This is a genomic window from Pontibacter akesuensis (assembly GCF_001611675.1).
GTDB lineage: Bacteria > Bacteroidota > Bacteroidia > Cytophagales > Hymenobacteraceae > Pontibacter > Pontibacter akesuensis.
Window position 1 is genome coordinate 221,940 of sequence record NZ_CP014766.1, and the last position, 22,671, is coordinate 244,610.

At 51.6% G+C, this 22,671-nt stretch carries 18 protein-coding genes; 7 read left to right on the plus strand and 11 right to left on the minus strand.

The genetic code is table 11. The annotated features are described in order from the left end of the window. Positions 1-42: 42 nt before the first annotated feature. The 6 genes from A0W33_RS00930 to A0W33_RS00955 form a co-directional block, all read right to left on the minus strand. The gene (locus A0W33_RS00930; protein ID WP_068836419.1) at positions 43-1,287 is read right to left on the minus strand and encodes a DUF4153 domain-containing protein; all 1,245 of its coding nucleotides are present in this window, start codon (positions 1,285-1,287) and stop codon (positions 43-45) included. Between the two features lie 60 nt (positions 1,288-1,347). Further along, complete coding sequence (locus tag A0W33_RS00935) at positions 1,348-1,638, minus strand: hypothetical protein (protein WP_068836420.1); 291 nt, start codon at positions 1,636-1,638, stop codon at positions 1,348-1,350. Positions 1,639-1,688: 50 nt separating this feature from the next. Further along, complete coding sequence (locus A0W33_RS00940; protein ID WP_068836421.1) at positions 1,689-1,979, minus strand: hypothetical protein; 291 nt, start codon at positions 1,977-1,979, stop codon at positions 1,689-1,691. Positions 1,980-2,017: 38 nt separating this feature from the next. Continuing rightward, positions 2,018-2,350, minus strand: coding sequence for a hypothetical protein (locus A0W33_RS00945; protein WP_068836422.1), 333 nt, complete (start codon positions 2,348-2,350; stop codon positions 2,018-2,020). Positions 2,351-2,429: 79 nt separating this feature from the next. Continuing rightward, positions 2,430-2,738: a winged helix-turn-helix domain-containing protein gene (locus tag A0W33_RS00950; RefSeq protein ID WP_068836423.1), complete on the minus strand. Its 309-nt coding sequence runs from the start codon at positions 2,736-2,738 to the stop codon at positions 2,430-2,432. A gap of 6 nt (positions 2,739-2,744) precedes the next feature. Further along, entirely contained in the window at positions 2,745-3,368 is a 624-nt protein-coding gene (locus A0W33_RS00955) for a hypothetical protein (protein ID WP_068836424.1), read from the minus strand. Positions 3,369-3,811: 443 nt separating this feature from the next. Here A0W33_RS00955 and A0W33_RS00960 point away from each other — a divergent pair, with 443 nt between their 5' ends. Continuing rightward, entirely contained in the window at positions 3,812-5,056 is a 1,245-nt protein-coding gene (locus tag A0W33_RS00960) for a cation:proton antiporter domain-containing protein (protein ID WP_068836425.1), read from the plus strand. A gap of 171 nt (positions 5,057-5,227) precedes the next feature. Here the strand turns inward: A0W33_RS00960 and A0W33_RS00965 are convergent, their stop codons facing one another. Continuing rightward, positions 5,228-6,541: a S8 family peptidase gene (locus tag A0W33_RS00965; protein WP_229802015.1), complete on the minus strand. Its 1,314-nt coding sequence runs from the start codon at positions 6,539-6,541 to the stop codon at positions 5,228-5,230. A gap of 732 nt (positions 6,542-7,273) precedes the next feature. On the opposite strand from A0W33_RS00965, the gene A0W33_RS00970 reads away from it, so the two are divergent. Then, positions 7,274-11,218 (plus strand): AsmA family protein, encoded by a 3,945-nt coding sequence (locus A0W33_RS00970; protein ID WP_068836427.1) that lies wholly within the window; start codon positions 7,274-7,276, stop codon positions 11,216-11,218. A 102-nt stretch (positions 11,219-11,320) separates the two neighbouring features. Here A0W33_RS00970 and A0W33_RS00975 read toward each other — a convergent pair whose 3' ends face one another. Next, on the minus strand, positions 11,321-11,575 hold the full coding sequence (locus A0W33_RS00975) for a SemiSWEET family sugar transporter (RefSeq protein ID WP_068836428.1): 255 nt from the start codon (positions 11,573-11,575) through the stop codon (positions 11,321-11,323). Between the two features lie 223 nt (positions 11,576-11,798). On the opposite strand from A0W33_RS00975, the gene A0W33_RS00980 reads away from it, so the two are divergent. After that, positions 11,799-12,713 carry a pirin family protein gene (locus tag A0W33_RS00980; RefSeq protein ID WP_068836429.1) on the plus strand — a complete coding sequence of 305 codons (915 nt, stop codon included), beginning with the start codon at positions 11,799-11,801 and terminating at the stop codon, positions 12,711-12,713. A 46-nt stretch (positions 12,714-12,759) separates the two neighbouring features. On the opposite strand, the gene A0W33_RS00985 is transcribed toward A0W33_RS00980, so the two are convergent. After that, a complete protein-coding gene (locus tag A0W33_RS00985) occupies positions 12,760-14,010 on the minus strand; it encodes an MFS transporter (RefSeq protein WP_068836430.1) in 1,251 nt (416 codons plus the stop codon). Positions 14,011-14,307: 297 nt separating this feature from the next. Between A0W33_RS00985 and nhaA the strand changes: the two genes are divergently transcribed. The 3 genes from nhaA to A0W33_RS01000 all read left to right on the plus strand — a co-directional run bounded on the left by nhaA (position 14,308) and on the right by A0W33_RS01000 (position 17,643). Beyond that, complete coding sequence (nhaA, locus tag A0W33_RS00990) at positions 14,308-15,660, plus strand: Na+/H+ antiporter NhaA (protein WP_068836431.1); 1,353 nt, start codon at positions 14,308-14,310, stop codon at positions 15,658-15,660. A gap of 299 nt (positions 15,661-15,959) precedes the next feature. Next, entirely contained in the window at positions 15,960-17,063 is a 1,104-nt protein-coding gene (locus A0W33_RS00995; protein ID WP_071890008.1) for an MBL fold metallo-hydrolase, read from the plus strand. Between the two features lie 10 nt (positions 17,064-17,073). Further along, positions 17,074-17,643, plus strand: coding sequence for a TetR/AcrR family transcriptional regulator (locus A0W33_RS01000; protein WP_068836433.1), 570 nt, complete (start codon positions 17,074-17,076; stop codon positions 17,641-17,643). A 76-nt stretch (positions 17,644-17,719) separates the two neighbouring features. On the opposite strand, the gene A0W33_RS01005 is transcribed toward A0W33_RS01000, so the two are convergent. Then, positions 17,720-20,389, minus strand: coding sequence for a cation-translocating P-type ATPase (locus A0W33_RS01005; protein WP_068836434.1), 2,670 nt, complete (start codon positions 20,387-20,389; stop codon positions 17,720-17,722). Positions 20,390-20,759: 370 nt separating this feature from the next. On the opposite strand from A0W33_RS01005, the gene A0W33_RS01010 reads away from it, so the two are divergent. After that, a complete protein-coding gene (locus tag A0W33_RS01010; protein WP_068836435.1) occupies positions 20,760-21,530 on the plus strand; it encodes a glucose 1-dehydrogenase in 771 nt (256 codons plus the stop codon). An 81-nt stretch (positions 21,531-21,611) separates the two neighbouring features. On the opposite strand, the gene A0W33_RS01015 is transcribed toward A0W33_RS01010, so the two are convergent. Continuing rightward, positions 21,612-22,448, minus strand: a complete 837-nt coding sequence (locus A0W33_RS01015) for a hypothetical protein (protein WP_068836436.1) — start codon at positions 22,446-22,448, stop codon at positions 21,612-21,614. Between the last annotated feature and the right edge of the window lie 223 nt (positions 22,449-22,671).

Below are 22,671 nucleotides of genomic sequence, written 5' to 3' on the forward strand. Positions count from 1 at the left end.
TTTATACTTAAGCAGTCCCATATGTTCAGCTAATTGACTCCTTTACTTAAACCCGAAAAGCAGCGGAAACAGGAAGGTGACGAGAACGGCCCACAGCATGTAGATGGGCAGGTAGAAGGCAATGGCCTTCCCGACGCCGGCAATGCTCGCTTTATTCGACACGACCCTGTATAGTTGCACCGTTACCAAGAGCAGGTTTATCAGAATCAGCACATTACCACCCAGCACCGCGACTCTGTTAGGCGTTATTCCCCACTCCGAAATCCGAAAGGAAATAGCCGAAAGTGCAATGCCATTGACCACGACAGTTACACTAGAGAGCAGCAACAGCACCCAGTTGCTTATCTGGTTTTTAGCGGCCCTGGATGTTTCGGCAACGGAAAAGAAAATGATAGCCATCACGCCAATCAAAAGCGCATTGAAAATAAGTAAAAACTCGCGGTCGTTGTAGGGGTCTTGTCCTGATGAAACCATGGCGATGAGGTAAATAACCAGCATCACCAACACCAGCGGACTGAAGATCCTGGCAATGACCGGAGATACTTTGCCCACCAGGTGGGGATTGGTCTGGGTAAGGAAGGTGCCTAGGATTGGTGCAGCAGGAAGTCCGAAAACAACGACATACTCCACATAAAACTGCTCTATACTTAAGCCGATCAAGGAGAAGAGGCCAATGGTAACCCCCGTCATGATGCCGCCTGCAATTAAAATGAGTGTGGTCATCACCACTAAGTCTCCATTATACTTCAGATAGCCAAGCCGAAGGTCATACTGGTTCCGCGTTTCGCCAACAAAAGCAAACCCAAGCATCGCCCATAGTAACAGAAGCAAATGAATGCACGACAGGAGTAATGTGTCGCTGCTCTGAGCATCGGGAAGAGAATTAATATAAATCAGGCTTGCCAGGAAAACACCCGCTAACACCGCGACTTTTGACCAGGACAAACCGTTCTTCCACGCAAAATAGGCCGTCAGCACCGGAAAGATGATAAACCCGATGTTGCGGGGGTAAAAGAATTCCTCATCCACTGGGAACATAGCAGGCACCTTGGCTATGACGCCTGCTACAAGAATAGCGATCAGGACAAACAGCAGTTCCCTGCCGGAGCCCCAGTTAATCTCCTCGCTTTCGTAACGGAGCCTCTCGTTCCAGAAGTCGGCCAGTGCGTTGCCTTTAACATCCGGGTACAGGGCACTGAACTCCCGCTTAAAAGGCACCTTGTTGCTGCGGTACAGCTTTTCAAGGAAGCCCGGGTCGTGCAAATGGTTTAAAATCTCTTTTCTCATAGGTTAGTGAATTTCTGTAGCGGTATACTACTGGTTTTAATGTTGTTGCCTAAGAATCTTCTACAGTTTGTCAATCATATCACCCAGGTCGCTCACCCCCAGCGTGAACAGGAAAAGAGCGACACCCAGCATGAACTTCACGATCAGCGGAATTGAGATTCGGAATCGCTTCCGGAGAAAATCATTTGCCGGAGGAAAGTATAGAAGAGAAAGAAACAGGTATGCGATTCCCGGCACGGGGTGCACCAGGAGCATATTTAAAATGCCTACCGCCAAAACGATTAGCCCGAAGAGCCAGCCACTTATAAGCCAGATCTTTCTATCGTTATTCAGCAAATGCTTTGCTTCCATGTCAGTCACAGTTATAGAATGTATTGGTTCTTCTTCCAGCCATCAGCTGCCTAATTACCGGCAAAAGGTGTCCCGAAAATACCGACTGCCAGTTCTGCCCAAATAAGGAAGAACACGACTAAAATAGCTGCGATCAAACCAATCCGATAGTCCAGGTTTTTCACCACTCTGATAGCCAGCTCACACAGCAGGCCGGTGCCGAGCAGTATAACACCCATGGCCACGAAATCAAACAGCGTCCAGTTTACTTCATCTGTAAAAAGCATGGCCAGCAATGGAATAAGCAGTATCAGAACTACTCCGAGCACAATGCCTACAAGTCTTTTACTTTGCGTTATCATATTATATGTATTAAAAGGTTAATTAATGTTAATGGCATCTACCGGAGATCGTGCAGCATCAGTTCCACCTTATCGGGTAACTCTCCCACGCCCATCGCTGCCCACAGGATAAAGAGGCCAACAAGAATTTTCAAGAGTCTCAGCTTTGGAATAGGGAAGCCGACGGTTTTCCGGAGTATGTCATTTACCGGAAGAAAATACACCAGCGACAGAAGGACAATGAAGACGCCGAAACCCGGGTCGTTGCCCCAGAAAGTGTTCACCACACCGATGGCAAAAAACACTGTTCCAAAAAGCCAGCTGATGATTGTTAATGCGGTCAATCCATCGTTGACCGCTACTGTATCCTGGTTTCTATTCTCGTTTTTCATGGTAGTATGTTAAAGTTTGATTTTTATGTTCTAAGGCCTTAAAGTACTTTGAAATACAAAGTATAAGTATAAAAAAATATCAGTTGTCTTTCCTATTGCTTAAAATCAGCTGCTCCAGCGCATCCAGATGGTTGTTGAAAGCCTCGCGCCCGGTGGCAGTAGCCTGGTAGGTTGTGTTTGGTTTGCGCCCCACAAACTGCTTTTCTACCTGCAGGTACTCGGCTTCCTCTAGGGCGCGCAAGTGGCTGGCCAAATTTCCGTCTGTTAACTGCAGCGTATCCTTCAGGGTACTAAAATCCACACGTTCTTCCACCATCAGCACCGACATAATACCAAGTCTTGCCTTGCTCTCGAAGGCTTTGTTTATATTTTCAAGATAATCTTTCACGGCTTGCTAGCGTTCGTATTTGACATACACCAGCGTGCCATACACCACGTGCAACATACCGAATCCCACCGTCCAGGCAAGTAATCCATATCCAATAAAGAAGCTGGCAAGCAGCCCAAGTATAAGCTCGCAGATACCCAGGTAGCGGATGTCGCTTAAAGTATACTTACTGGCATTTAACAGGGCGAATCCATAAAAGATTAGCATCGCCGGCGCGACGAAGTATAGCAGATTGTGGTAAACCAAAGCCCCGCAAAAAACACCACCGGCCGCCAGGGGAATAAACAGGTTAACCAGCATGCGCTCCGACTTGCTGTCCCACACGCGGTGGCTCTTCTTTTTAGCGTTGCGTGCCGTAAAATAAGTAGCGGCAGCAAGCGCAAGTATAAACACCAGCGCCGCTACCGAAACCAGAAATACAACCGTTTCCCGGGAGAGGTCCTGGCCAAGGTACTGGCTATACTTCACATTGTGCGTCACCAAATACCATTTCACGACAGCGGCACCTGCAAGGGCCGAGACCCCGGCCGCTACTCCTGAAAGCCCGCTAAGCGAAATAAAACGGGAGGAGCGATCCATGATGTTTCGGATCTCGTGCAGGGTGGCTAACTGGTCTTGCTGCTGGTTCATTATAAAGTACTTTGTGTTTCAAAGTTAATAAGGGTTTACGTAATGTCAAGTAATATGATTTGTTTTTTTGAATATATTTTTTCCTCACATTCAAATTAGCATCTGGCAAGCAATCGAACTTTTACAATTATCCTGTCCATCTGACTTTTATTGCCTCCTCCCATTGCTTTAGTGAAAAGTATAGAGGCGGCTAGCTGTCGATCTGATTTATCGCTATACCCACTCTAAGCCTCACCCCTACCAGCCTCACGCTACGCTACCGGTGGCTTTATATCTTTAGGAGCGGGAGACTTCTTATTTCTTCAGGAACATTGCCCAGAGTGTGTCTAAAGCAACATGAAAAGCACCTTCAAAACTTTCTATGCTTTTCGCAGGTAAAACTCTTCCTGCAGCTGCTGCTGCCGTGAAATGGAACATTTGTAAGAAAGTAAACCAATAACGGAATGGGCAAAAACGAGATAAACATTATTGTCGCGATTTTGGGAGGGCTGGTACTGGTACTTGGGCTTGGTTCCAAAAAGCTGGAAAAACATCCAATCCCTGCAACGCTGGTTGCCCTGCTCATCGGCATACTGCTAGGGCCCGAGGTACTTGATATCATAGACCCGGCAACGCTCGGTGGGAAATCCACTATACTGGAGCACTCGGCGCGGCTCGTGCTTGGCATTGGCTTGGTAAGCGTGGCCCTCCGCATTCCTAAAGCATATCCACGCCAAAACTGGAGGCAATTGATACTTCTTATAGGGCTGGGCATGCTGCTGATGTGGGGCATAAGCACCCTCCTGGTTTACCTGATACTGGGCATTCCTTTCTGGCTGGCAGCCCTCATCGGTGCCATCATCGCTCCAACGGACCCCATTGCCGCCAGCCCCATTGTTACGGGTCCAGTTGCCAAGAAGAACCTGCCAGAGCGGTTGCGCAACGCCATCTCCTTTGAGTCAGGTGCCAACGACGGGCTTAGTTACCTGTTCGTGTTCCTACCGCTCCTCATGCTAACCCGCCCCGAAGATGAAGCCCTCTCCCACTGGCTTACCACCACCCTGCTGTGGGAGGTGCTGGGTGCGACGGTGTTCGGGCTGCTGCTGGGCTATGTGGCGGCAAAGTTGCTTAACGCGGCAGAGAAGCGTGATATGATTCAAAAAGACTGGCGACTCGTGTTTACTGTAGCCCTTTCGCTGCTTGCCGTTGGTGCTGGAAGGCTTATCAAAAGCGATGAGGTGCTCGTGGTCTTCGCTGCCGGTGCTGCGTTTGTGCAGGTAGTGACCGAGGAAGAACGCGGGGAAGAAGAGAGAGGACAGGAGGCGGTCAACAGGTTTTTCTCCTACCCTATTTTCGCGCTCCTCGGTACGGCCATTCCGTGGTCAGGATGGCATGAGCTTGGCTGGAGCGGTTTGCTACTGGTTGCGGCAGTACTTTTGCTGCGACGCCCACCGGTTTTGTTGCTCCTGAAGCCCATGCTCCCCAGCATTAAAAGTACGAAAGATGCCTTGTTTCTGGGCTGGTTCGGACCTGTTGCCGTTGCTGCGATCTACTATGCTTCCATGGCTGAGCACAAACTAAAAGAGCCGCTCGTGTGGGATGTCGTCAGCCTCGTTATCTGCGCATCTGTCGTTATTCATGGCATAAGCTCTACTCCACTTTCACGCCTGTACGGTAAGTCAACAGGATATAGGCAGGATGAACAATAGGCGTTGACTTCAGAAGTACCACGAATAATCTTGCCTCTTCACGGAACAGGTTAGGAAAAGCAGAGTGGCACAAAGCAAACAAATGAGCGCTCCAATTGGGCTAAACAAAAGAAAGCCGCTCCATGCGTTGGAACGGCCTTCTTGTTTTATAACAATGTTACACTTCTGATTTTAGAACCCACTCACATTAAGTCGGCCACCTGTTACGCATTTACCTGCCAGCGATGGAGTAGGCAATGCGCTGCTCATGATCGCATTCTTGATAGTTGCAGCAGAGGCGCCTGGATTTGCAGCGGCGTACAGCGCCACTCCTCCGGTTACGTGCGGCGTGGCCATAGAGGTGCCGTTGTAAGAGGAGTATGTGTTGTAAGCTGTAGTGGAATAGATCCCCGAACCCGGCGCACCGATATCCACAGTAGTGGCACCGTAATTAGAGAATGAAGACTTGGCACCGGAAGAGGTGATGGCCGCCACCGCGATCACATTGCTCAACTCGTAGTTAGAAGGGTAGCTTGCCACGGCATCATTGTTATCGCCTACACCGTCGCTGCCGCCGTTACCGGCTGCCGCCACGAAAAGGATGTCCTTGTCGTTTGCTCTGCTAACGGCATCAAACAGCGCCTGCGAGAAGCCGCCGCCACCCCAGGAGTTGTTACTGGCCACGATGTTCATGCCATGACGGTTCTTCAGGTCTGTCAGGTAATCCACTGCCTTAACCGCGTTGGCAGTTGTTCCGCCTCTTCGGCCCAGGAACTTAAGGGAGATCATTGTTACATTCCAGTTGACGCCCACTACGCCGGACCCGTTATTTTTTGCACCGATTGTACCGGCCACGTGTGTGCCGTGGTCGTCCAGGCTGCCTCTTGAGCCACCGTCATATACTTCGTTGTCATTGCCGTCGAAATCCCAGCCGTGGGTGTCGTCTATGTAGCCGTTTCCGTCGTTGTCCACGCCGTCAATCGGATCGAACGGGTTAGTCCACACCTGGCCTGCCAGGTCAGGGTGTGTGTGCTGCACCCCCTCGTCTATAATACCTACTACAACAGTAGCGGAACCTGTGTTTCCGGTAGCCCATGCTTGCCCTGCACCGCTGCCATACTGATTGGCAGGAGATGTGCTGCTGCCGTACAGACCCCATAGAGAGCCATTGGTATAGTATGGGTCTGACGTTGTAGCAGTGTGTGTGTAAATATAGTTTGGCTCGGCATACTCTATTGCATCCGCTCCCTTTACTTTGCTAAGTGCCTCCAGCGCTGCCATCGGCGTGTGCACCAATGTCAGGCCTTCTCTGTCGCCAAACCGCTCCATGGCTTTCGTTAAGATACGCTCCTTCACCTTGCCGCTGATGCGCGCCAGCACAGCAGCCCTTGCTTCTTCTGAGGCGCCGGCTTTAAATTTAACCAGTACTTCATTGGCAACCACCTGCTGTCCCTTCGACCCCATCGCCCGTGACTCCTCTGACAAAGCAAATGTCTCGTCCTCCATTTGAGGCTCATTTTCGCAGCCTGTCAAAAACATAGCAGATACCATCGCTAAAGCTAAAGCAGGTGTTCCCGCTCTGAAATAATTTTTCTTCATAAAACTTATTTTATAAGGTGAGATGGATAATTGTAAGTTAAATAGACACATAATTATTACCCTTCTCAAGGAATGTTCAGCCTTAAAAGTAACAGCCTAAAAGTACTGGTTTGTAACTAGTAAGGGAGCAAAAAGGCACTTACAGATAGAATTTCAGGTAAAGGCTCTGGAAGAAACCGCTCAAAAAGTAACACAGGATACACATTGCCTGATGCGTGTGAATGGTGTGATCAGAATGAAAACAGGTACTGTTACGCGCCAAATTCAGAGGATACATCCAAGAGGCTACCCCGCCGTCGTTTGGCGAAGCAATCGGATTTACACTTACAGTTTTCTCCGGAGAGATTGGAGGGAGGAGATGTCTTGGGAGCAAAAAATCTGAAAAGACGAGCAGTTACAGCTATCACGTATTCATCCCTACTCCCATACCAGGCTAGGAGATTATCTTGTTTCTACTTTCTGCCTCCCCGGAGACGTGCCTGTTTAGCTTGCCAGCAAGTAGAGCGCAATGCAGGCCGCACGCTATCTAAAACGGAAGACATGTTTAACCCCGCAACTGCGTTTCCGTTAATGCACGTACACCTAATAAAGGATGCAGAAGGAGGCATCCGTACCACCAATCGCACCTAACCTACACCCATGTCCTCACCTGAAAAGACAAGCATTGGCCACAAAGTCCTTAAAGTAGCAGGTACAGTGGCGGCGTGTCTGATAGGCCTGATCCTGCTGCTCACCCTCCTGCTGCTAACCGTACTTGAGCCCTATGCGGCACGCATGCTTAAAAAGCAGGTGACCGAAAAAACAGAGGGTTTGTACCAGCTCAATTTCAAAGACATCGACATCAACCTGCTAAGCACCTCTATTGCGCTGCAGGGCGTGCACCTGTCGCCGGATACGGCTGTGCACCGGCAGCAACTGCATTCAGAAAAGGCCAGTGCCATACTTGTTGAGCTGCAAACGCCGCAGTTTAAAGTTACGGGTATCAACCTGCTGGACCTGATTATCAGAAAGCAGCTAAGTATAAACAAGGTGCTCATCAAGCAGCCTCATCTTACCTTGATGGTGGATGAACGTGTGCAAAGCCGGGCAGCACCCAAAGCCATACAGGATAGCAGCAGTTCCGGGAAGAGGTTTATCAAGGGCCTTGAAGTGGGTGAAATAGATATCCCGGGGGCGCGTGTGCAGCAGGTTTCATGGGCAAAACCAAACCAGCCGATCCATACTTTATCTGATTTGTCGCTGCGTGTGCTTGGGCTTGAGCTAGACTCTCTGCAGCAGGACCTGCTGAAAAACTGGAAAACTGAGGATGTGCAAGTAATGCTCAAAGCCTATGCCTATACTCCTCCCAACAGTGTGTACCGCTTTGGGTTTGACTCGTTTCGGTATTCCACCAAAAAAGAAAAACTACAGCTGGATAATCTTAGGGTGGCGCTTGATAGCAGTGCGACCACAGCCTTGAACACACCAAAAACGAAACACCTGCTTTTTAATGTGCTTGTGCCAAGCCTACAGGTAACAGGGCTCAATGCGCTGGAAGCTTATCGCACCAAAAAACTTAAACTGGCGGAGCTAACGCTGAACCAGGCTGCCGTGGAACTACTGGAGAACCCAGCCCTTGCTGCAGACACGGCCTCGCTGAACGTGAAAGAGCTTTACGCCCAGGTTTCTGGCTACCTGCAGGTTGTTGGCCTGGAAGAACTGCATCTAGCGGATGCACGGTTCATTCATCGTACTGTTTCCCCTGAAGTTGCCACGATACAGGAAGTGAAAAAGCTTAATGTTCGCCTGTGGGATGTGCGGCTCGACTCCGCGACGCTTTTTTCGCCGAGGGAAAACCTGCCTGTGCAGGAATTCCTGGTTTCAGCCAGAAACTACCATTACAGCAACCCCGCCTCCGTTTATACTCTCCAGGTGGGGCAAATGGAGTTGTCAAGTAAGGAGCGGCACCTCGTTGTTGATACTGTTCGTGTATGGGGCGACAGGAGCAAAAACAAACGTCTGGGCCAAGGTGCTGCCGCAAGTGCTGTGGTTTATGACCTGCAGGTTCCCCGCGTCCGCATCACCGAAATGGACCTTCTTAAAAGCTATCAGACGAGGCTGCTGGATGTTGGCAACATTTCCATTATTTCCCCGGCAATAAGTATGACCTACTACCCCAAAGTCCCCATTCCTGATTGGAAAGTGATTGCAAGAAAAGCGTATGAACCGTTAACTGCTTTTGTTTCGGATTTGAAGGTGGGGCAGCTAAACGTGCAACACGCATCCTTTACCCGGCAAATAAGCAAAGAAGAAGTACGGCTTAGTCAGAAATTGGAAGATGGCTCCCTCTCCCTCACCGGCATTCATATCGATTCAGCATTCATCTATCAGCAGGAACCCTTAGTTCCATTGCAGTCATTTACCTTTTCTGGTCGCGGCTACAAACACGTGATGCCCGCGCAGGCGCAATCGTTGGCCATCGGCAGGTTCCGGTATTCCACCAGCCATGGGGAGCTTACAGCCAGATCCATTAGCCTGACTTCTGACTCTGATCAAAACGAGCAAATGCAGCAATCGGATGAGGCCAGTAGAACCCTTTTCGACCTCTCTGCGCCACTTCTGAAAGTTACGGGGCTGCAGGTAATCGAAGCGCTGAACAAGGGCAGGTTAGCCCTGAAGGAAATCTCCTTGCGGCACCCTAACCTTAGCATCATCACAGACAGGGATATCTCACCTGCTCCCGCACCAGGAATAGAGCAGGCGGCGGCAGCACTATTAAAATTTATAAGCCCTGTAACAGTGCAGGCTGTTCGGTTGGAGGACGGCACCTTCACTTACCGGGAGAACCGCGAAAAGATCATCCGAACACAAAGGCTGGAACAAGTCTCCACTCTTATCACGGGCTTAAAGCTGAGTCCTGAGAGCCTGTCGAAGTTAGACGAGGCCCTGCCCCTGGATGAAATGCGCGTGACGGCGAGCAACTATACGTACCAGTCGCCGGATAGTGTGTACACCATTTCGCTAGACAGCCTGAGCTACTCCAGCATGCGGCAGGAGCTGTTTGCCCGCTACTTTTCCCTAACTTCAGACAAAGAAGCCCACGTAGAATTAAAAGCCACAAATCCTGCTGCCGCCAGCGGACACCTCTTTGATGTGTCGACTACAAAATTCGTTGTTACGGGATTGGATCTGGTCCGCTCTTACGAAACAGGCCGTTTTGCCATGGCCGGAATTTTACTTCATGCGCCGGAGGTGGCCATACTTCGGGACCAGGAAGTTGTGAACCGTCAAGCTGCTTCGGCAGCACCGAATCAGGCTGGGAGCACCCGAAAAAAAGACCAGCCGCAGGGCCAGGCTTTAAAGCAGGTAAAGGATGTAGTGCACAACTTTAGCGTGGACAGGCTACGCCTTACGGATGGAAAATTTAAACTAAGCGTGTTGAAGGACACTGTAACGAAAAGCCAGACGCTGGAGCAGGTATCGGTGGTACTGGAGGAGTTACGGCTTGTTTCGCTGCAGGCCCCCGATCCGCTCGAAATGTTTGATGTGGACAATGTTGGCTTTCTGGTGCAGGATTATACGTACCTGACGCCCGACAGCCTGTATGAGTTTCACATCGGAGAAGCGCGAACGAGCCTTAGAGATCAGACGCTGGTGGTAGACAGCCTGCGGCTGAAGCCCCTCTTCGAATTTGAGGAGTACACCGATAAGCTGGAGTATGCCACCGACCGGGTTGCCCTTACCATACCAAGTATAAAAATGCAGGGCTTCAGGCTGGATGCCTTGTTTAATGAGCAGGAGATAATTGCCTCCAACATCAAGCTGACGAAACCGGAACTTAACCTTTACAGGAACAGAAAGGTGCCGGAAAACCCGGAGCGGCAGCCGCCTACCCTCCAGCAAATGCTGCGCAACGTACCGTACCCGGTGCAGATTGACTCGGTGCACATTGTGGGTGGGAAGATCGTATATTCGGAGGTAGCCGCAAACGGGGTAGCTCCCGGCGTGCTCACCCTGGATCATACCATGCTACAGATCGCCAACATCACGAACGACTCACTGCTGCTCCGGGAGAACAGCATCATCTGGGCCAGTGGCACTACCATGTTTATGGGCGAGAGCACCCTCAAAGCAAACTTTGCCTTTCATATGAACCACCCCGAGGACCTTTATACTTATAAGGGAACGCTGGAGCCAATGAAGTTCGCCGCCTTCAACCCACTGCTGACGCAGCTCATGTTTTTCCGTATGAAAAGCGGCTCTATCAACCAGGCTGATTTTACTGTGCGGGCAACCGAACATATGGCAGAGGGACAAGTAGACCTTTTGTACGATGATCTGTACATTCAACTGATCGATAAAGAGGACCCTGGAAATCCGGGCCTGCTGCTAAACACGGGAAGCTTTCTTCTCAACAACCTGGTCATCAAGGACAACAACCCCTCCCGACTGGGAAACTTTCGCAAGGGGGAAATAAAGGTGGAGCGGGACCTTACCAAATCTGTTTTCAACCACATGAGCGGCGCCTTGATGAGCGGGGTAGCCTCCAGCATGATGCCCGGCTGGATAGAGAAAGTACTAAGTGCCCTGGTGGGGCTGCCCTAAAGACTCTATCGTATAATAAAGGCCTGAAACCAGTTAACTTATACTTGCACGGGCAAAAGCGCATTTCAACGCACCTCTTAGCAGTCGCACCTGCGAGCGATGTTACTTGTAACGTAATTTGTAGAAAAGTATAACACTGGCCAGCGCAGAGGTGACCGCATTGGCAAGTATAACCGGCAGGTTGTCGGTCATCATGCCATAAGCAAGCCACAGCAGGGTTCCTGATGTGAAGATGGTGTACATGGCTACCGAAATGGCCGAAGTATCCCTCGTCTTGATGATCTTGAAAGCCTGTGGGAGAAAAGAAAAAGTGGTACAACAAGCTGCAACCATCCCTATCGCCTCAATCCAATCCATAGTTAGTCGTATTGATTCTTTTTGACTGCTAACACTGCATCAGGTAATAGAGCAGGTAAAGCGTTGGCAATTTAATTAAAACTTCCCGTGTTTAAATGCTCCTGTATACCCTATAGTCCTTCCGTATTCAAGTTGGTTCGCTTGATCGGCAGAAATCAATTCAACGCAAGTATAAAATCAATTCTGCCAACTTTGTCGTTTAGAAAGTAAAAACAAATCTGCCATGCTGGATATCGTCATAGAAGCCCGTAAGGCTGCACTTGCCCCGGGGATGGATGTTAAAAGAATTCTTCCGTTCCGCCTGCGCAGAATGGTGGGCCCGTTCATTTTCATGGATCACGCAGGCCCTGTTTCGGTGCAGCCGCCGCTCTCGCAATCGATGGACGTGCTGCCGCACCCGCACATCGGGTTGTCTACAGTCAGCTACCTGTTTGGCGGGCAGGTAACGCACCGTGATAGCCTGGGAGTGCAGCAGGTGATCCGTCCGGGCGAGGTAAACTGGATGACTGCAGGCAGCGGCATCGCTCACTCCGAGCGTTTCGAGGATCCGGCCGCCTTAGCCGGTGGTTCCCTGGAGATGATACAAACGTGGGTGGCCCTCCCGGAAAAAGACGAAGAGGCAGCTCCCTCGTTTGACAATTACAAGCCGGAGCAGCTGCCCATTTTCACGGATACCGGCGTGTGGATGCGGCTGATTGCGGGCGATGCCTTTGGCCTGAAAAACAACGTCAGAACGCACTCCCCGCTGTTCTACCTGCACGTGGTGCTGGAGAAAGGGGCGCGTTTCGGGCTTCCCACCGGACACACCGAGCGAGGCATTTATGTGGCCAAGGGAAGTATAGAAGTTCTCGGGAATACGTACACGGCGGGTCAGATGCTCGTATTCACAAAGGGAGTTGACCCTGTGCTCTCTGCCAGGGAAGCTTCTACGCTCATGCTGCTGGGAGGCGAGCCGCTGGGCGAGCGCTTTATCTGGTGGAACTTTGTTTCCTCCAAAAAAGAGCGGATCGAGCAGGCCAAGGCAGACTGGAAAGAAGGCCGCATCCTGTTACCTCCCTCCGACAACCAGGAGTTTGTGCCCCTTCCGGAGAACCGCTCCCGCCCTGCCGGAAGCCCTCCGCCACAGGCGCTGTCCTGAAAAATCTACTGTATCTAAACTACGCCCGGTAGCTGGCAATGCGCTATCAAGCATTCCTGGACTGGTGCTGTGCAACATCGGTAACCGGGTGCTGGCACATACGGACTGCAGAAAAAACACATGCGCCTATCGTTACCAATCCCGAACCGAGTAGCACCACCTCTGCCCCAAAGTTATCGCTGAAATAACCTGCTGCCAGAGCTCCGGCCACATAGCCGAAGTCACGCCAGAAGCGGAAGATGCCCAGGCTCTGCGAGCGCTGCACAGGATGCGTATTGTCGGCCACCAGCGTCAGGAAAGTTGGGTAAACCAGAGCCGTTCCAATGCCAACCGTAGCCAGGGAGAGTAGCATCAGGGTGAACAAGCTTGTAAAAAAGAGGGCCGCAATGCCCACTCCCTGCAACAGCATGCCTAGGCACAGCAACAGTTTCCGGGAGTAGCTGTCTCCCATCTTACCTGTAAAAAGCTGCCCAATGCCCCACACCGCCGGATATATGCCAGCCAATAACCCTATCTCCACCATCGAATATCCCTTTGCAGCCAGCACCAGCGGCAGCAGGCCCCACAGCGCACCGTCATTTATTTTCGTCACAAAGCCATTCAAGGTAACCGGGCCCAGGTTAATATGCCGCCAGGTGGTGTCCTTCCAGACACTTGCCAGAAAAGGCACCTTGCTGATGGCTGCCTCCGCCTGCACATGCGCCTTGGTGTCGCGCACCACAAATTTTGCAAGCAGGATGCCTGCCAACGAGAAGATGAGGCCCGGCACGAAAGCAAAAGTGATTTCGCCTGTGGTGGAGGCAATGTAACCGGCCAGAAAGGAAGCCAACCCAACGGCAAGGTAACCGGCAAACTCATTGATGCCCATCGCCATGCCCCGGTTCTTTTCGCCCACCAGATCAATCGTCATCACGATGCTGGATGTCCAGGCAAGGCCCTGGTTGACACCTAGTAGAAGGTTCGCCCCGATTACCCACCACCAATTCTGTGCGTAGATCAGCAGCCAGGGCACCGGCAAAGCGAATAGCCAGCCGGCCAGCAACAGCTGCTTGCGCGTGAAACGCACCGACAGCTGCCCCATCACTAAATTAGCCAATGACTTCGCCAGCCCAAAAGCTACAATAAAGGAAAGTATGGCGGAGTGCGTATTGAGGCCGAATGTTGTTTCTGCGAACTTAGGCAGCACTGCGCGCTCCAGCCCCACCATAGAGCCAATAAAACCGGTCATCAACATCAAAAGCCAAAACTGAGCTGCATTCTCCCTCAAACCCGTCTTTGCACGCGGTGTATGCCTCATAAAATCAAATAAGTCTGGTGTGGTCTATAATGGATTCAGCTGCAAAATTACCATAATATTTCTGCCGCTACAGGGTTTTGAGGTGAAGAGATTTGTTTTGCCTGTAAAAGGCGCAAGTGTAGCGATATAATAGCGGAGCGCTTCATTTGTAAAGGTACCACATTCAAATCCGCTCACGGGCAGGCGGCAGCAGCCCTTCCTGCTCCTGCAGCACCTGAGGCCTAAAAATAACCTTTATCAAACTATCCCGTCTTCTCCTATTAGCAATAAAACGTTCCACCCATCATCTAAGAAACTATGCCTCTAAAGTCAGTGCTCCTTCGCCGTATCATGTACCCTATGCAGCAGTTTATCAAGGCTGAGTCCTTTAGCGGTATATTGCTGATTCTGGTGACGGTGGTAGCGCTTGCATGGGCGAACTCCCCCTGGGCAGCGTCTTACGAAGAAACCTGGAATACGCCCCTCACACTTGCTTTTGGTGATTTCGGGTTAACCAAGGCCGCCATACTTTGGATTAACGACGGGCTGATGGCGATCTTCTTTTTTGTGGTTGGCCTGGAGATAAAGCGCGAGATGCTCATGGGTGAACTGGCTTCCCTTAAAAAAGCGGCCTTTCCGGTGGTGGCTGCCGTGGGGGGCATGCTGGTACCGGCGCTCATCTATGCTTTCCTGAACAGCAACACCCCAGGAATTGATGGCTGGGGAATACCGATGGCAACAGACATTGCCTTTGCCCTTGGCATCCTGACCCTGCTCGGAAACAGGGTGCCTCTGTCCCTGAAGCTTTTCCTGGTGGCCTTTGCCATTGTGGATGATATTGGCGCGGTGCTCGTAATCGCTATTTTCTATACGGCAGAGCTGAACGTAACACTGCTGCTGAGCGCGCTGGGGGTGTTTGGGGTTCTAATGGTGATGGGTACAGTACTTAAATCACACCGTATGTGGCTATACATACTGCTGGGCATAGTGATGTGGGTGCTTTTCCTAAAGTCCGGGGTGCATGCCACTGTGGCGGGCATTCTCCTGGCTATCACCATTCCGGCGCGTTCTAAAATATCGGAGAAGGAGTTTGTGCTGTCCACCAATCAGATTATGGAGGAAATGCAGTCTGTTTACGCCCCACTACCCGGGGAAGACCAGAACCTGGAAAATTTGGAAGAGTCGCAATACCAGTCGGCGGTTTATTCGATCGAGGAGAACTGCGAGGAAGCCCTTCCTCCCCTGCACCGGCTGGAGCACACGCTGCACCCATGGGTGGCCTATGCCATCATGCCCATTTTTGCGCTGGCTAACGCTGGCATTTTCATCGATTCCAGTTTAACCAGCGGCTTCTCCAATCCTGTTACGTGGGGCATCGTGCTGGGGCTTGTGCTTGGCAAGCCAGTTGGCATCATGCTCTTTACCTGGTTGGCATCCGCCACGGGACTGGTGTCTAAGCCTGACTCTTTTACCTGGGTGCAGGTAGCCGGAGCCGGGCTTCTGGGCGGCATTGGGTTTACCATGTCTATCTTCATCGCCAACCTGGCCTTTACCGGCTCCCCGCTGCTGGCACAGGCGAAGTTTGCCATTCTATGCGCCTCCCTGGTGGCGGGGGTAGTAGCGTATCTCCTGCTCAGGTCTACCTCTAAGGTGATCGCCACGGAAGTATAGCAACTTCTGCAACACATCACATACTTCCCCATTGCCTTGAAGTTAAGCGTTCGTGCAGCTCTTTTGGTAAGAGCTGCTGTATTCCAATTCTGCTAATCCAGCATACGAACTCTATGCTTACACAAGGTCGCATACTTATACTTACCCGCTAAGTATAAGTATGCGTGAGAAAAGGGGCCGGGACACACGGTAAAAGGAAGGTTGGAAAGATAACTTCCCGGAACTTGCTGCAGTAGAAATTAGTTTATACTTTTACTGACTGATTAGTCATATCAGTTGATTGTTTTGTTTACAGCCCCATGAGATTTCTAAAAAAGTTTATGCTAACTGTTTTTTTAATTGCCACTGTTCTGTCCGTCTCCGGCTTCATGTTCATGCAGCAAGGTACCTTCGGGAGCGCTCCAAACGGAAAACGCCTGGAGCGCATCCAGAACTCTCCGAACTTCAGGAACGGCTCCTTTCAGAATCTAACCGAGACACCCATGCAGGCAGAGGATGCCTCGATGGTAGGTATGCTGTTTTCCTTTTTCAACAAGCCTAAAAACACCTCACCCTCCACTCCTATTCCCTTTGTAACATCAGACCTGAAAGCAGCCGGAACGGAAAGCCCCAGCATTTACTGGTTTGGGCATTCATCTTACCTGATTAAAACCAAGGCCTACAACGTTTTGGTAGATCCGGTTTTCAGTGGCTACGCCTCTCCTGTTTCGTTTATGGTGAAGGCGTTTGAGGGTGCTAACACGTATGCCGCTTCGGATATGCCGCAAATCGACGTGCTGGTTCTGACGCACGATCATTACGATCACCTCGACTATAATACAATATCCGCGCTGAAAGACAGTGTGGCGCATTTTGTTGTTCCGCTTGGTGTAGGGGCGCACCTCGAAGACTGGGGCGTAGCGGAGAGCAAAATAACTGAGCTGGACTGGTGGGAAACAGCCAACTATAAAGAGCTCACGTTTACAGCCACGCCTGCCCGCCACTTCTCCGGCCGTGGACTTGCCCGTGGCAAATCACTTTGGACATCTTATGTGCTACAAATGCCAAAGCATAAAATCTACATTGGCGGCGACTCCGGCTATGAGGAACACTTCAAAGAGATTGGCAGCAAGTTTGGTTCCTTTGACCTGGCGATACTGGAGAACGGGCAGTACAACAAAAATTGGCCGTACATCCACATGATGCCTGAGCAAGTGGTGCAGGCGGCCAAAGATCTGCAGGCAGAAGTGCTTTTCCCGGTGCATTCTGGTAAGTTTGCCCTTGCCCTCCACGCCTGGAATGAGCCGTTGCAGCGTGTGGTGAAAAGCGCTTCTGAAAGCCAGCTAAAGGTAACAACACCGATGATCGGTGAACCAATTGTCATTGGGGAAAGGTATCCGGCAACGCAGTGGTGGACAAACTAAAGCAGGAGCCATGTCTGAAAAAAGAGACCAGATTGTTGCAGCTGCCCTGAAGTTATTCTGCCAGAAAGGCTTCCAGAACACATCCACCGCAGCCATATCGAAAGAAGCAGGGGTGGCTACCGGCACGCTGTTTTTATACTTCAAAAGTAAAGAGGAGCTGATCAACGCGCTTTACAGCGAAACAAAGAACGCTATGGCAGCATACGTGCAGGAGGATCTGCCTGCAGCCGCGGCGGCTTTAGAAACTCAGCTCCTGCACTGCTGGCGGCGCGCGGCGGAGTGGGCGCTGGAACACCCGTTCCACTACCGTTTTTCCGCCATGTTCAGCAACTCACCCTTCATCACAAAACTTACCCGTGATGAGGCCGCCTCCTCCTTTCTGTTTATGCAGGACATCATTGAAAAGGGCATCAAGCAAGGCAATTTAGCTGGAATGGACAAGAACCTTTTCATTTCGCTGTTCAGCGGCCAGTTGCACGCCACCATCACTTTTGTGGAAAATCAGCAAAGCTCCTCTAACCATAAAGAAGTGCTGGAGCAAACGTTTCATTTCTTTATGAAAGGGGTGGCAGCTGCTTAAAAAGTAGCCACACTTATACTTATACTCATAGCCAAACCCGGTCTGCTTTCCAAGTATAGAGCTGCATTCCCTTTTATCAACGCCTGAAGAATTTGCGTTCCAGTTTGATCACCACGAAAATAAGGCTGCCTGCCGCCACCGAGAGAAGCAGGTCCTTTAACGGCAAGGGCTCCAGGTGGAAAAAATCCTCCATAAAGGGCAGGTAGATCACAGCAAGTTGCAGCAGGACAGATGCCACCACTACCACCGCCATTAAAGGGTTAGTGGTAAGGGCAAACGGAGAATGGGCAGAGGAGCGCAGGGCCAGCGCCTGAAAAACCTGGGCAAAGCCAATTGTGGCAAAGATCATCGTCTGCCACGTGAGGTCTTCCTGAGCAGCGGGGTTGTAGTAGTACAAAGCAAGACCCAGGGAAACAGCGGCAATGGTGGTTCCGACCAGAAACAACGGGAAAGCATCCTTCTTTTCCAGGGCTCCTTTTTCTGGGTTTCTTGGTGGGCGCCGCATCGTGTCTTCCTCGGCGGGCTCCGTTCCCAGGCCCAGGCCCAGCAAGCCATCGGTGAGCAGGTTTAGCCACAGCAGTTGCAGCGGCTGCAGCGCAATGGTCAACCCGAAAAAAGGGCCCACCAGCATCACCAGCACTTTACCGATGTTGCCCGCAAGCGAGAACCTTATAAAGCGGAGCAGGTTATCCAATATCACCCTTCCCTCCTCCACGGCAGCCACAATGGTCGCAAAGTTATCATCCAGCAGCACCATGTCTGCGGCTTCCTTGGCTACATCTGTTCCCGTTATGCCCATGGCAATGCCGATGTCAGCCTTGCGCAGCGCAGGTGAGTCGTTCACGCCATCTCCCGTCATGGCCACGATCTCTCCTCTTGTCTGCAGCGCCCCCACAATCTTGAGTTTGTCCTCCGGCGACACCCGGGCATACACCGACGTCACCTCCGACAGCTTCAGAAGCTCGGCTTCGTCGGCTCGTTGCAGCCTGTCTCCGGCTACGGCTTCGGCATCCTGCCCAAAATGCAGTTCCTTTCCGATAGCTGCGGCTGTGAGCGGATGGTCGCCTGTGATCATGACGGGGCGTATACCAGCCAGTTTGCACTTTTCGACCGCTGCTTTCACTTCTTCCCGGGGAGGGTCGATCATGCCTGCCAAACCGATGTAGGTGAGCCCCTGCTCCAGGTCCGCGCCACCATCGGCTGAAGCCAGCTTTCGGAAGGCTAGCCCCAGTACCCGCACACCGTTCTGCGCCAGTTTGGTGTTTGCACGTTGTATTCTATCCCGCCACGCCGCATCAAGCGGTAGCTCTTCCCCATTCACCCACACTTTATTTGCAATGCTTAACAGCATATCCGGAGCCCCCTTGGCGCAAAGTATAAAAGGCGTGTCCTGCAGCGGCTGAAAGTATTCCGGCAAGGTAGCCTGTACCTGATGAATGGTTGACATTCTTTTCCTGTCGCTGTCGAAAGGCAGTTCGTTTACCCGGGGCAATAACTTGTGCAGGTTGTCCTGGTGAATGTCGCGCTGGGATGCTGCCACGAGAAGGGCTGTCTCGGTCGGGTCCCCAAGCACCTGCTCTTCGCCGGCATCAGCCGCTTTTTTCAACGTGCCATCGTTGCACAAAACGGAAACGGCCAGGGCAAAATCCAGGGCAGTGGCGGCTGGTGGTGCTACATCCACGGTGGCAGACGGTGCAAAGGAAATTTCCTCATCGGGCAGGTCTACCACCGTAACGGTCATCTTGTTTTGGGTGAGGGTTCCGGTTTTGTCAGAGCAGATAACGGTAACGGAGCCAAGCGTCTCCACGGCAGGCAGTTTCCGGATCAGGGCATTCCGCTTCAGCATCCGTTGGCCCCCCAGGGCCAGCGTAATCGTCACGACCGCGGGCAAGCCCTCCGGCACCACCGCCACCGCCACACTCACAGCGGTCAGGAACATATCGGCGGCAGTTTCCCCCATCAACACCCCGATGCCAAAGATCACGGCGGCGGCAATCACGCCAAACAGTGCCAGCAGTTTACCCAGCCTATCCAACTTATCCTGCAGCGGCGTTTTTGTGGTTTCGACGGTATCGATCATGTTGGCGATTTTGCCAAGCTCTGTCTCCATTCCTATGGCCACAACGATGCCTACCCCTCTGCCGGCGGTCACCACTGTGCCCATGAAGGCCATGTTCTTCCTGTCACCAACAGGTACTTCTCCCCCTTCGATCGGGGCTGTTTCTTTCTCCACTGGCTCAGATTCCCCCGTCAGGGCTGCCTCCTGTGCTTTCAGGTTGAAGCCCTCCAACACCCGTAGGTCGGCAGGCACTACGTTTCCCGCCTCCAGCTCTACCACATCGCCCGGCACAAGCTGCCTGGCCGGAATCTCTTTTGCCGTGCCGTTGCGTCGCACCCGCACCTTGGGTACCACCATGCGGTTTAAGGCAGCCATGGCACGTTCTGCACGATACTCCTGAAAGAACCCGAGCAGGCCAAAGAGCAGCACAATTGCCAGAATGGCCACCGCTTCGGTTGTCTTGCCCAGGAACAGCGAAATAAGCGCCGCCGCAATCAGGATAAGCACCATCGTTTCAGTGAACTGCTGAAACAGCAGCTTGAGCGGACTCCGCTGCTTTTTTTCAGCCAGGCTGTTTGTCCCGTACTTCTCCTGCCGTGCCTCTGCTTCCTCGTCTGATATTCCTTTGGCGGAGGTGCTTAGCTCTGCTATAACCTCCTCGTTCGAACGTGTGTACCAATTCTCCATCCCAGTTGATGCTTGTGAGAGACAAAATGTTTGTTACTGTAACTTAATGAATATGTTCAGTTTAACTTATACTACGCAAAGGTACAGGCAGGTTCTGCAACAAGGCCCTAGAAAATGCTGCTGGTTAATATCATTTGTTCTTCTGCCTATCCGGGGCGATGGAAACTTCCATCCTGCTCCTTACCGGCTATAGTTAGCTCTAGCGGCTAGCAGTGGTGTTTAGGCTTTTCGGCTCCCGAAAGTTACGAGACGCTATCATTCAGAATAGAAACAGGAATCATTTTGTAAGATGACGGAGGTCATGGAACAGAAGCCGGCTCCTGCTTTTCTTTGCTATAGTCAAAAAATCAATAAATTATACTTGAGAACGATGGAAGAAACAGCACAGCAGCAGTTTGCAGGAAAAGTGGCACTGGTAACCGGCGCCTCCTCGGGCATAGGCAAAGCCACCGCCTTACAGTATGCGCGCGAAGGCGCAAAGGTGGTAGTTTCGGACATAAATGAAGCCGCCGGTGCGGAGGTGGTAGCTGAGATAAAGCAGCTGGGCGGAGATGCCTTTTTCGTTAAAGCAGATGTGTCCCTACCTGAAGACTGTGAGCACCTTGCCGTCCGAACGGTGGCAACGTATGGCAGACTCGACATTGCCTTCAACAATGCCGGTATTGGCGGCGAAGCCAATGCCGTGGGCGACATGAGCATCGGAAACTGGAACAAAGTGATTGCCGTGAACCTAAGCAGCGTGTTCTACTGCATGAAGTACCAGATACAAGAGATGCTGCAGCACGGCGGCGGTGCTATCGTGAACAACTCCTCTATACTTGGCCAGGTGGGTTTTGCCAATTCAGCTGCCTATGTGGCGGCGAAACATGGTGTAGTGGGACTTACCAAAAACGCAGCGTTGGAATACAGTGTTAAAGGCATACGCGTAAATGCCGTTGGTCCCGCTTTCATCAAAACTCCGCTTCTGACAGCGGCAGGAATGACTGAGGAAACCTTCGAGATGCTCGCGCGCCTCCACCCCATCGGCCGATTGGGTGCTTCGGAGGAAGTATCAGAACTGGTGGTGTGGCTTAGTTCAGAGAAGGCGTCTTTTGTGACGGGTGCCTACTATGCCGTGGACGGTGGTTATCTGGCGCAATAAACGTTAGCAAGTCTTTTAAAGTATGCGGTTGCGCCATACGTACAGGCAACGGTACTGCTCAGCAGTAAGGAAAGCCGTAGGTTACTGCGTATCGCCTCCTGTTTGGCTGCTGTAAGTATTTTCCTTCTTCTGTTTTTTTGCATTGCTGTAAACCTGAAATATGACTGTGAGCGCCACCACAACCAGACCAATCCAGGCTGCGGTGCTGATGGCGCCACTGGAGGAAAACGCCAGTTCCTGGTGCTTCAGCACAATTCCGTAGAAAGCCCAAACCGTAACAAGCCCCACAAAGGGGTTGCGTCGGCTTAGCACCACGAAAACAGTCAACAAGGTGGCTACGGCAATCAGAAGCATAGCCCATGAGCCCGGCGCCAGGCCGAAACTATCCCAACCGAAGCCAACCAGGCAAGCGCTAATATTGGCAATGGTGGCGATGCAGATCCAGCCAAAGTAAATGCTAAGCGGAAACTGTGTGAACCATCTGGAGGCGGAAGTGCGGGCAGGGTCGTATATGTTTAACCGTAGCTGAATGGCCAGCAGCGTGAACAGTTGAAGCAACATGAGCACCACCGAAACCAGCAGCCACTCATATACCCAAGCAATGGTCCAGGCGCCGGTAGCCAGGTTGTTCAGCATAAACAGGTACCCGGTCCGGCGCAGGTCCTCGTTTGCTTCATGCGCGGCATCAGCCTTGTAGGCTTTTACCAAGTGGTACACGCAAAAAGCTGCCAGCGCTAAATAGATAAGGCCCCAGATGGAAAAGGTGATACCCGCCGGTGTAAAAAGCGTTGGGTATTTGTCCGACACTTTGCCAATCGTCTGCGAATTGAGCAGCTCCAGCTGCGTTAACTGCGACAGTACCAGGTGCACCAGGAAAAATACCGCATTCAGAACGGCGAGTAACTTTATACTTCTCATAGGCTGCCAGGGCGGATCAAATCTCCGATTTATACTTTCGTTTTCACTATCTACGGGAAAATTAAAGTATAACTGGCGGCTATATGAAAAGTTTGACGTGCGGTAAATTTCACGTATGTGGCACAGACGCTCGCGGGTCTAAAGACACCGCGAGGTCTTTGACCAAACGCATTACAGGCGCAATTGCAAAACTTAGCAACAACGGTAAGACCTCGCAGCGTCC

Coding starts and splice junctions, on each gene's coding strand:
- A0W33_RS00930 (WP_068836419.1), bottom strand. CDS start 1,287: ATGAGAAAAGAGATTTTAAACCATTTGCACGACCCGGGCTTCCTTGAA.
- nhaA (WP_068836431.1), top strand. CDS start 14,308: ATGCCTCTAAAGTCAGTGCTCCTTCGCCGTATCATGTACCCTATGCAG.
- A0W33_RS00975 (WP_068836428.1), bottom strand. CDS start 11,575: ATGGATTGGATTGAGGCGATAGGGATGGTTGCAGCTTGTTGTACCACT.
- A0W33_RS01000 (WP_068836433.1), top strand. CDS start 17,074: ATGTCTGAAAAAAGAGACCAGATTGTTGCAGCTGCCCTGAAGTTATTC.
- A0W33_RS01005 (WP_068836434.1), bottom strand. CDS start 20,389: ATGGAGAATTGGTACACACGTTCGAACGAGGAGGTTATAGCAGAGCTA.
- A0W33_RS01015 (WP_068836436.1), bottom strand. CDS start 22,448: ATGAGAAGTATAAAGTTACTCGCCGTTCTGAATGCGGTATTTTTCCTG.
- A0W33_RS00940 (WP_068836421.1), bottom strand. CDS start 1,979: ATGATAACGCAAAGTAAAAGACTTGTAGGCATTGTGCTCGGAGTAGTT.
- A0W33_RS01010 (WP_068836435.1), top strand. CDS start 20,760: ATGGAAGAAACAGCACAGCAGCAGTTTGCAGGAAAAGTGGCACTGGTA.
- A0W33_RS00985 (WP_068836430.1), bottom strand. CDS start 14,010: ATGAGGCATACACCGCGTGCAAAGACGGGTTTGAGGGAGAATGCAGCT.
- A0W33_RS00955 (WP_068836424.1), bottom strand. CDS start 3,368: ATGAACCAGCAGCAAGACCAGTTAGCCACCCTGCACGAGATCCGAAAC.
- A0W33_RS00980 (WP_068836429.1), top strand. CDS start 11,799: ATGCTGGATATCGTCATAGAAGCCCGTAAGGCTGCACTTGCCCCGGGG.
- A0W33_RS00960 (WP_068836425.1), top strand. CDS start 3,812: ATGGGCAAAAACGAGATAAACATTATTGTCGCGATTTTGGGAGGGCTG.
- A0W33_RS00970 (WP_068836427.1), top strand. CDS start 7,274: ATGTCCTCACCTGAAAAGACAAGCATTGGCCACAAAGTCCTTAAAGTA.
- A0W33_RS00995 (WP_071890008.1), top strand. CDS start 15,960: ATGAGATTTCTAAAAAAGTTTATGCTAACTGTTTTTTTAATTGCCACT.
- A0W33_RS00935 (WP_068836420.1), bottom strand. CDS start 1,638: ATGGAAGCAAAGCATTTGCTGAATAACGATAGAAAGATCTGGCTTATA.
- A0W33_RS00945 (WP_068836422.1), bottom strand. CDS start 2,350: ATGAAAAACGAGAATAGAAACCAGGATACAGTAGCGGTCAACGATGGA.
- A0W33_RS00965 (WP_229802015.1), bottom strand. CDS start 6,541: ATGGAGGACGAGACATTTGCTTTGTCAGAGGAGTCACGGGCGATGGGG.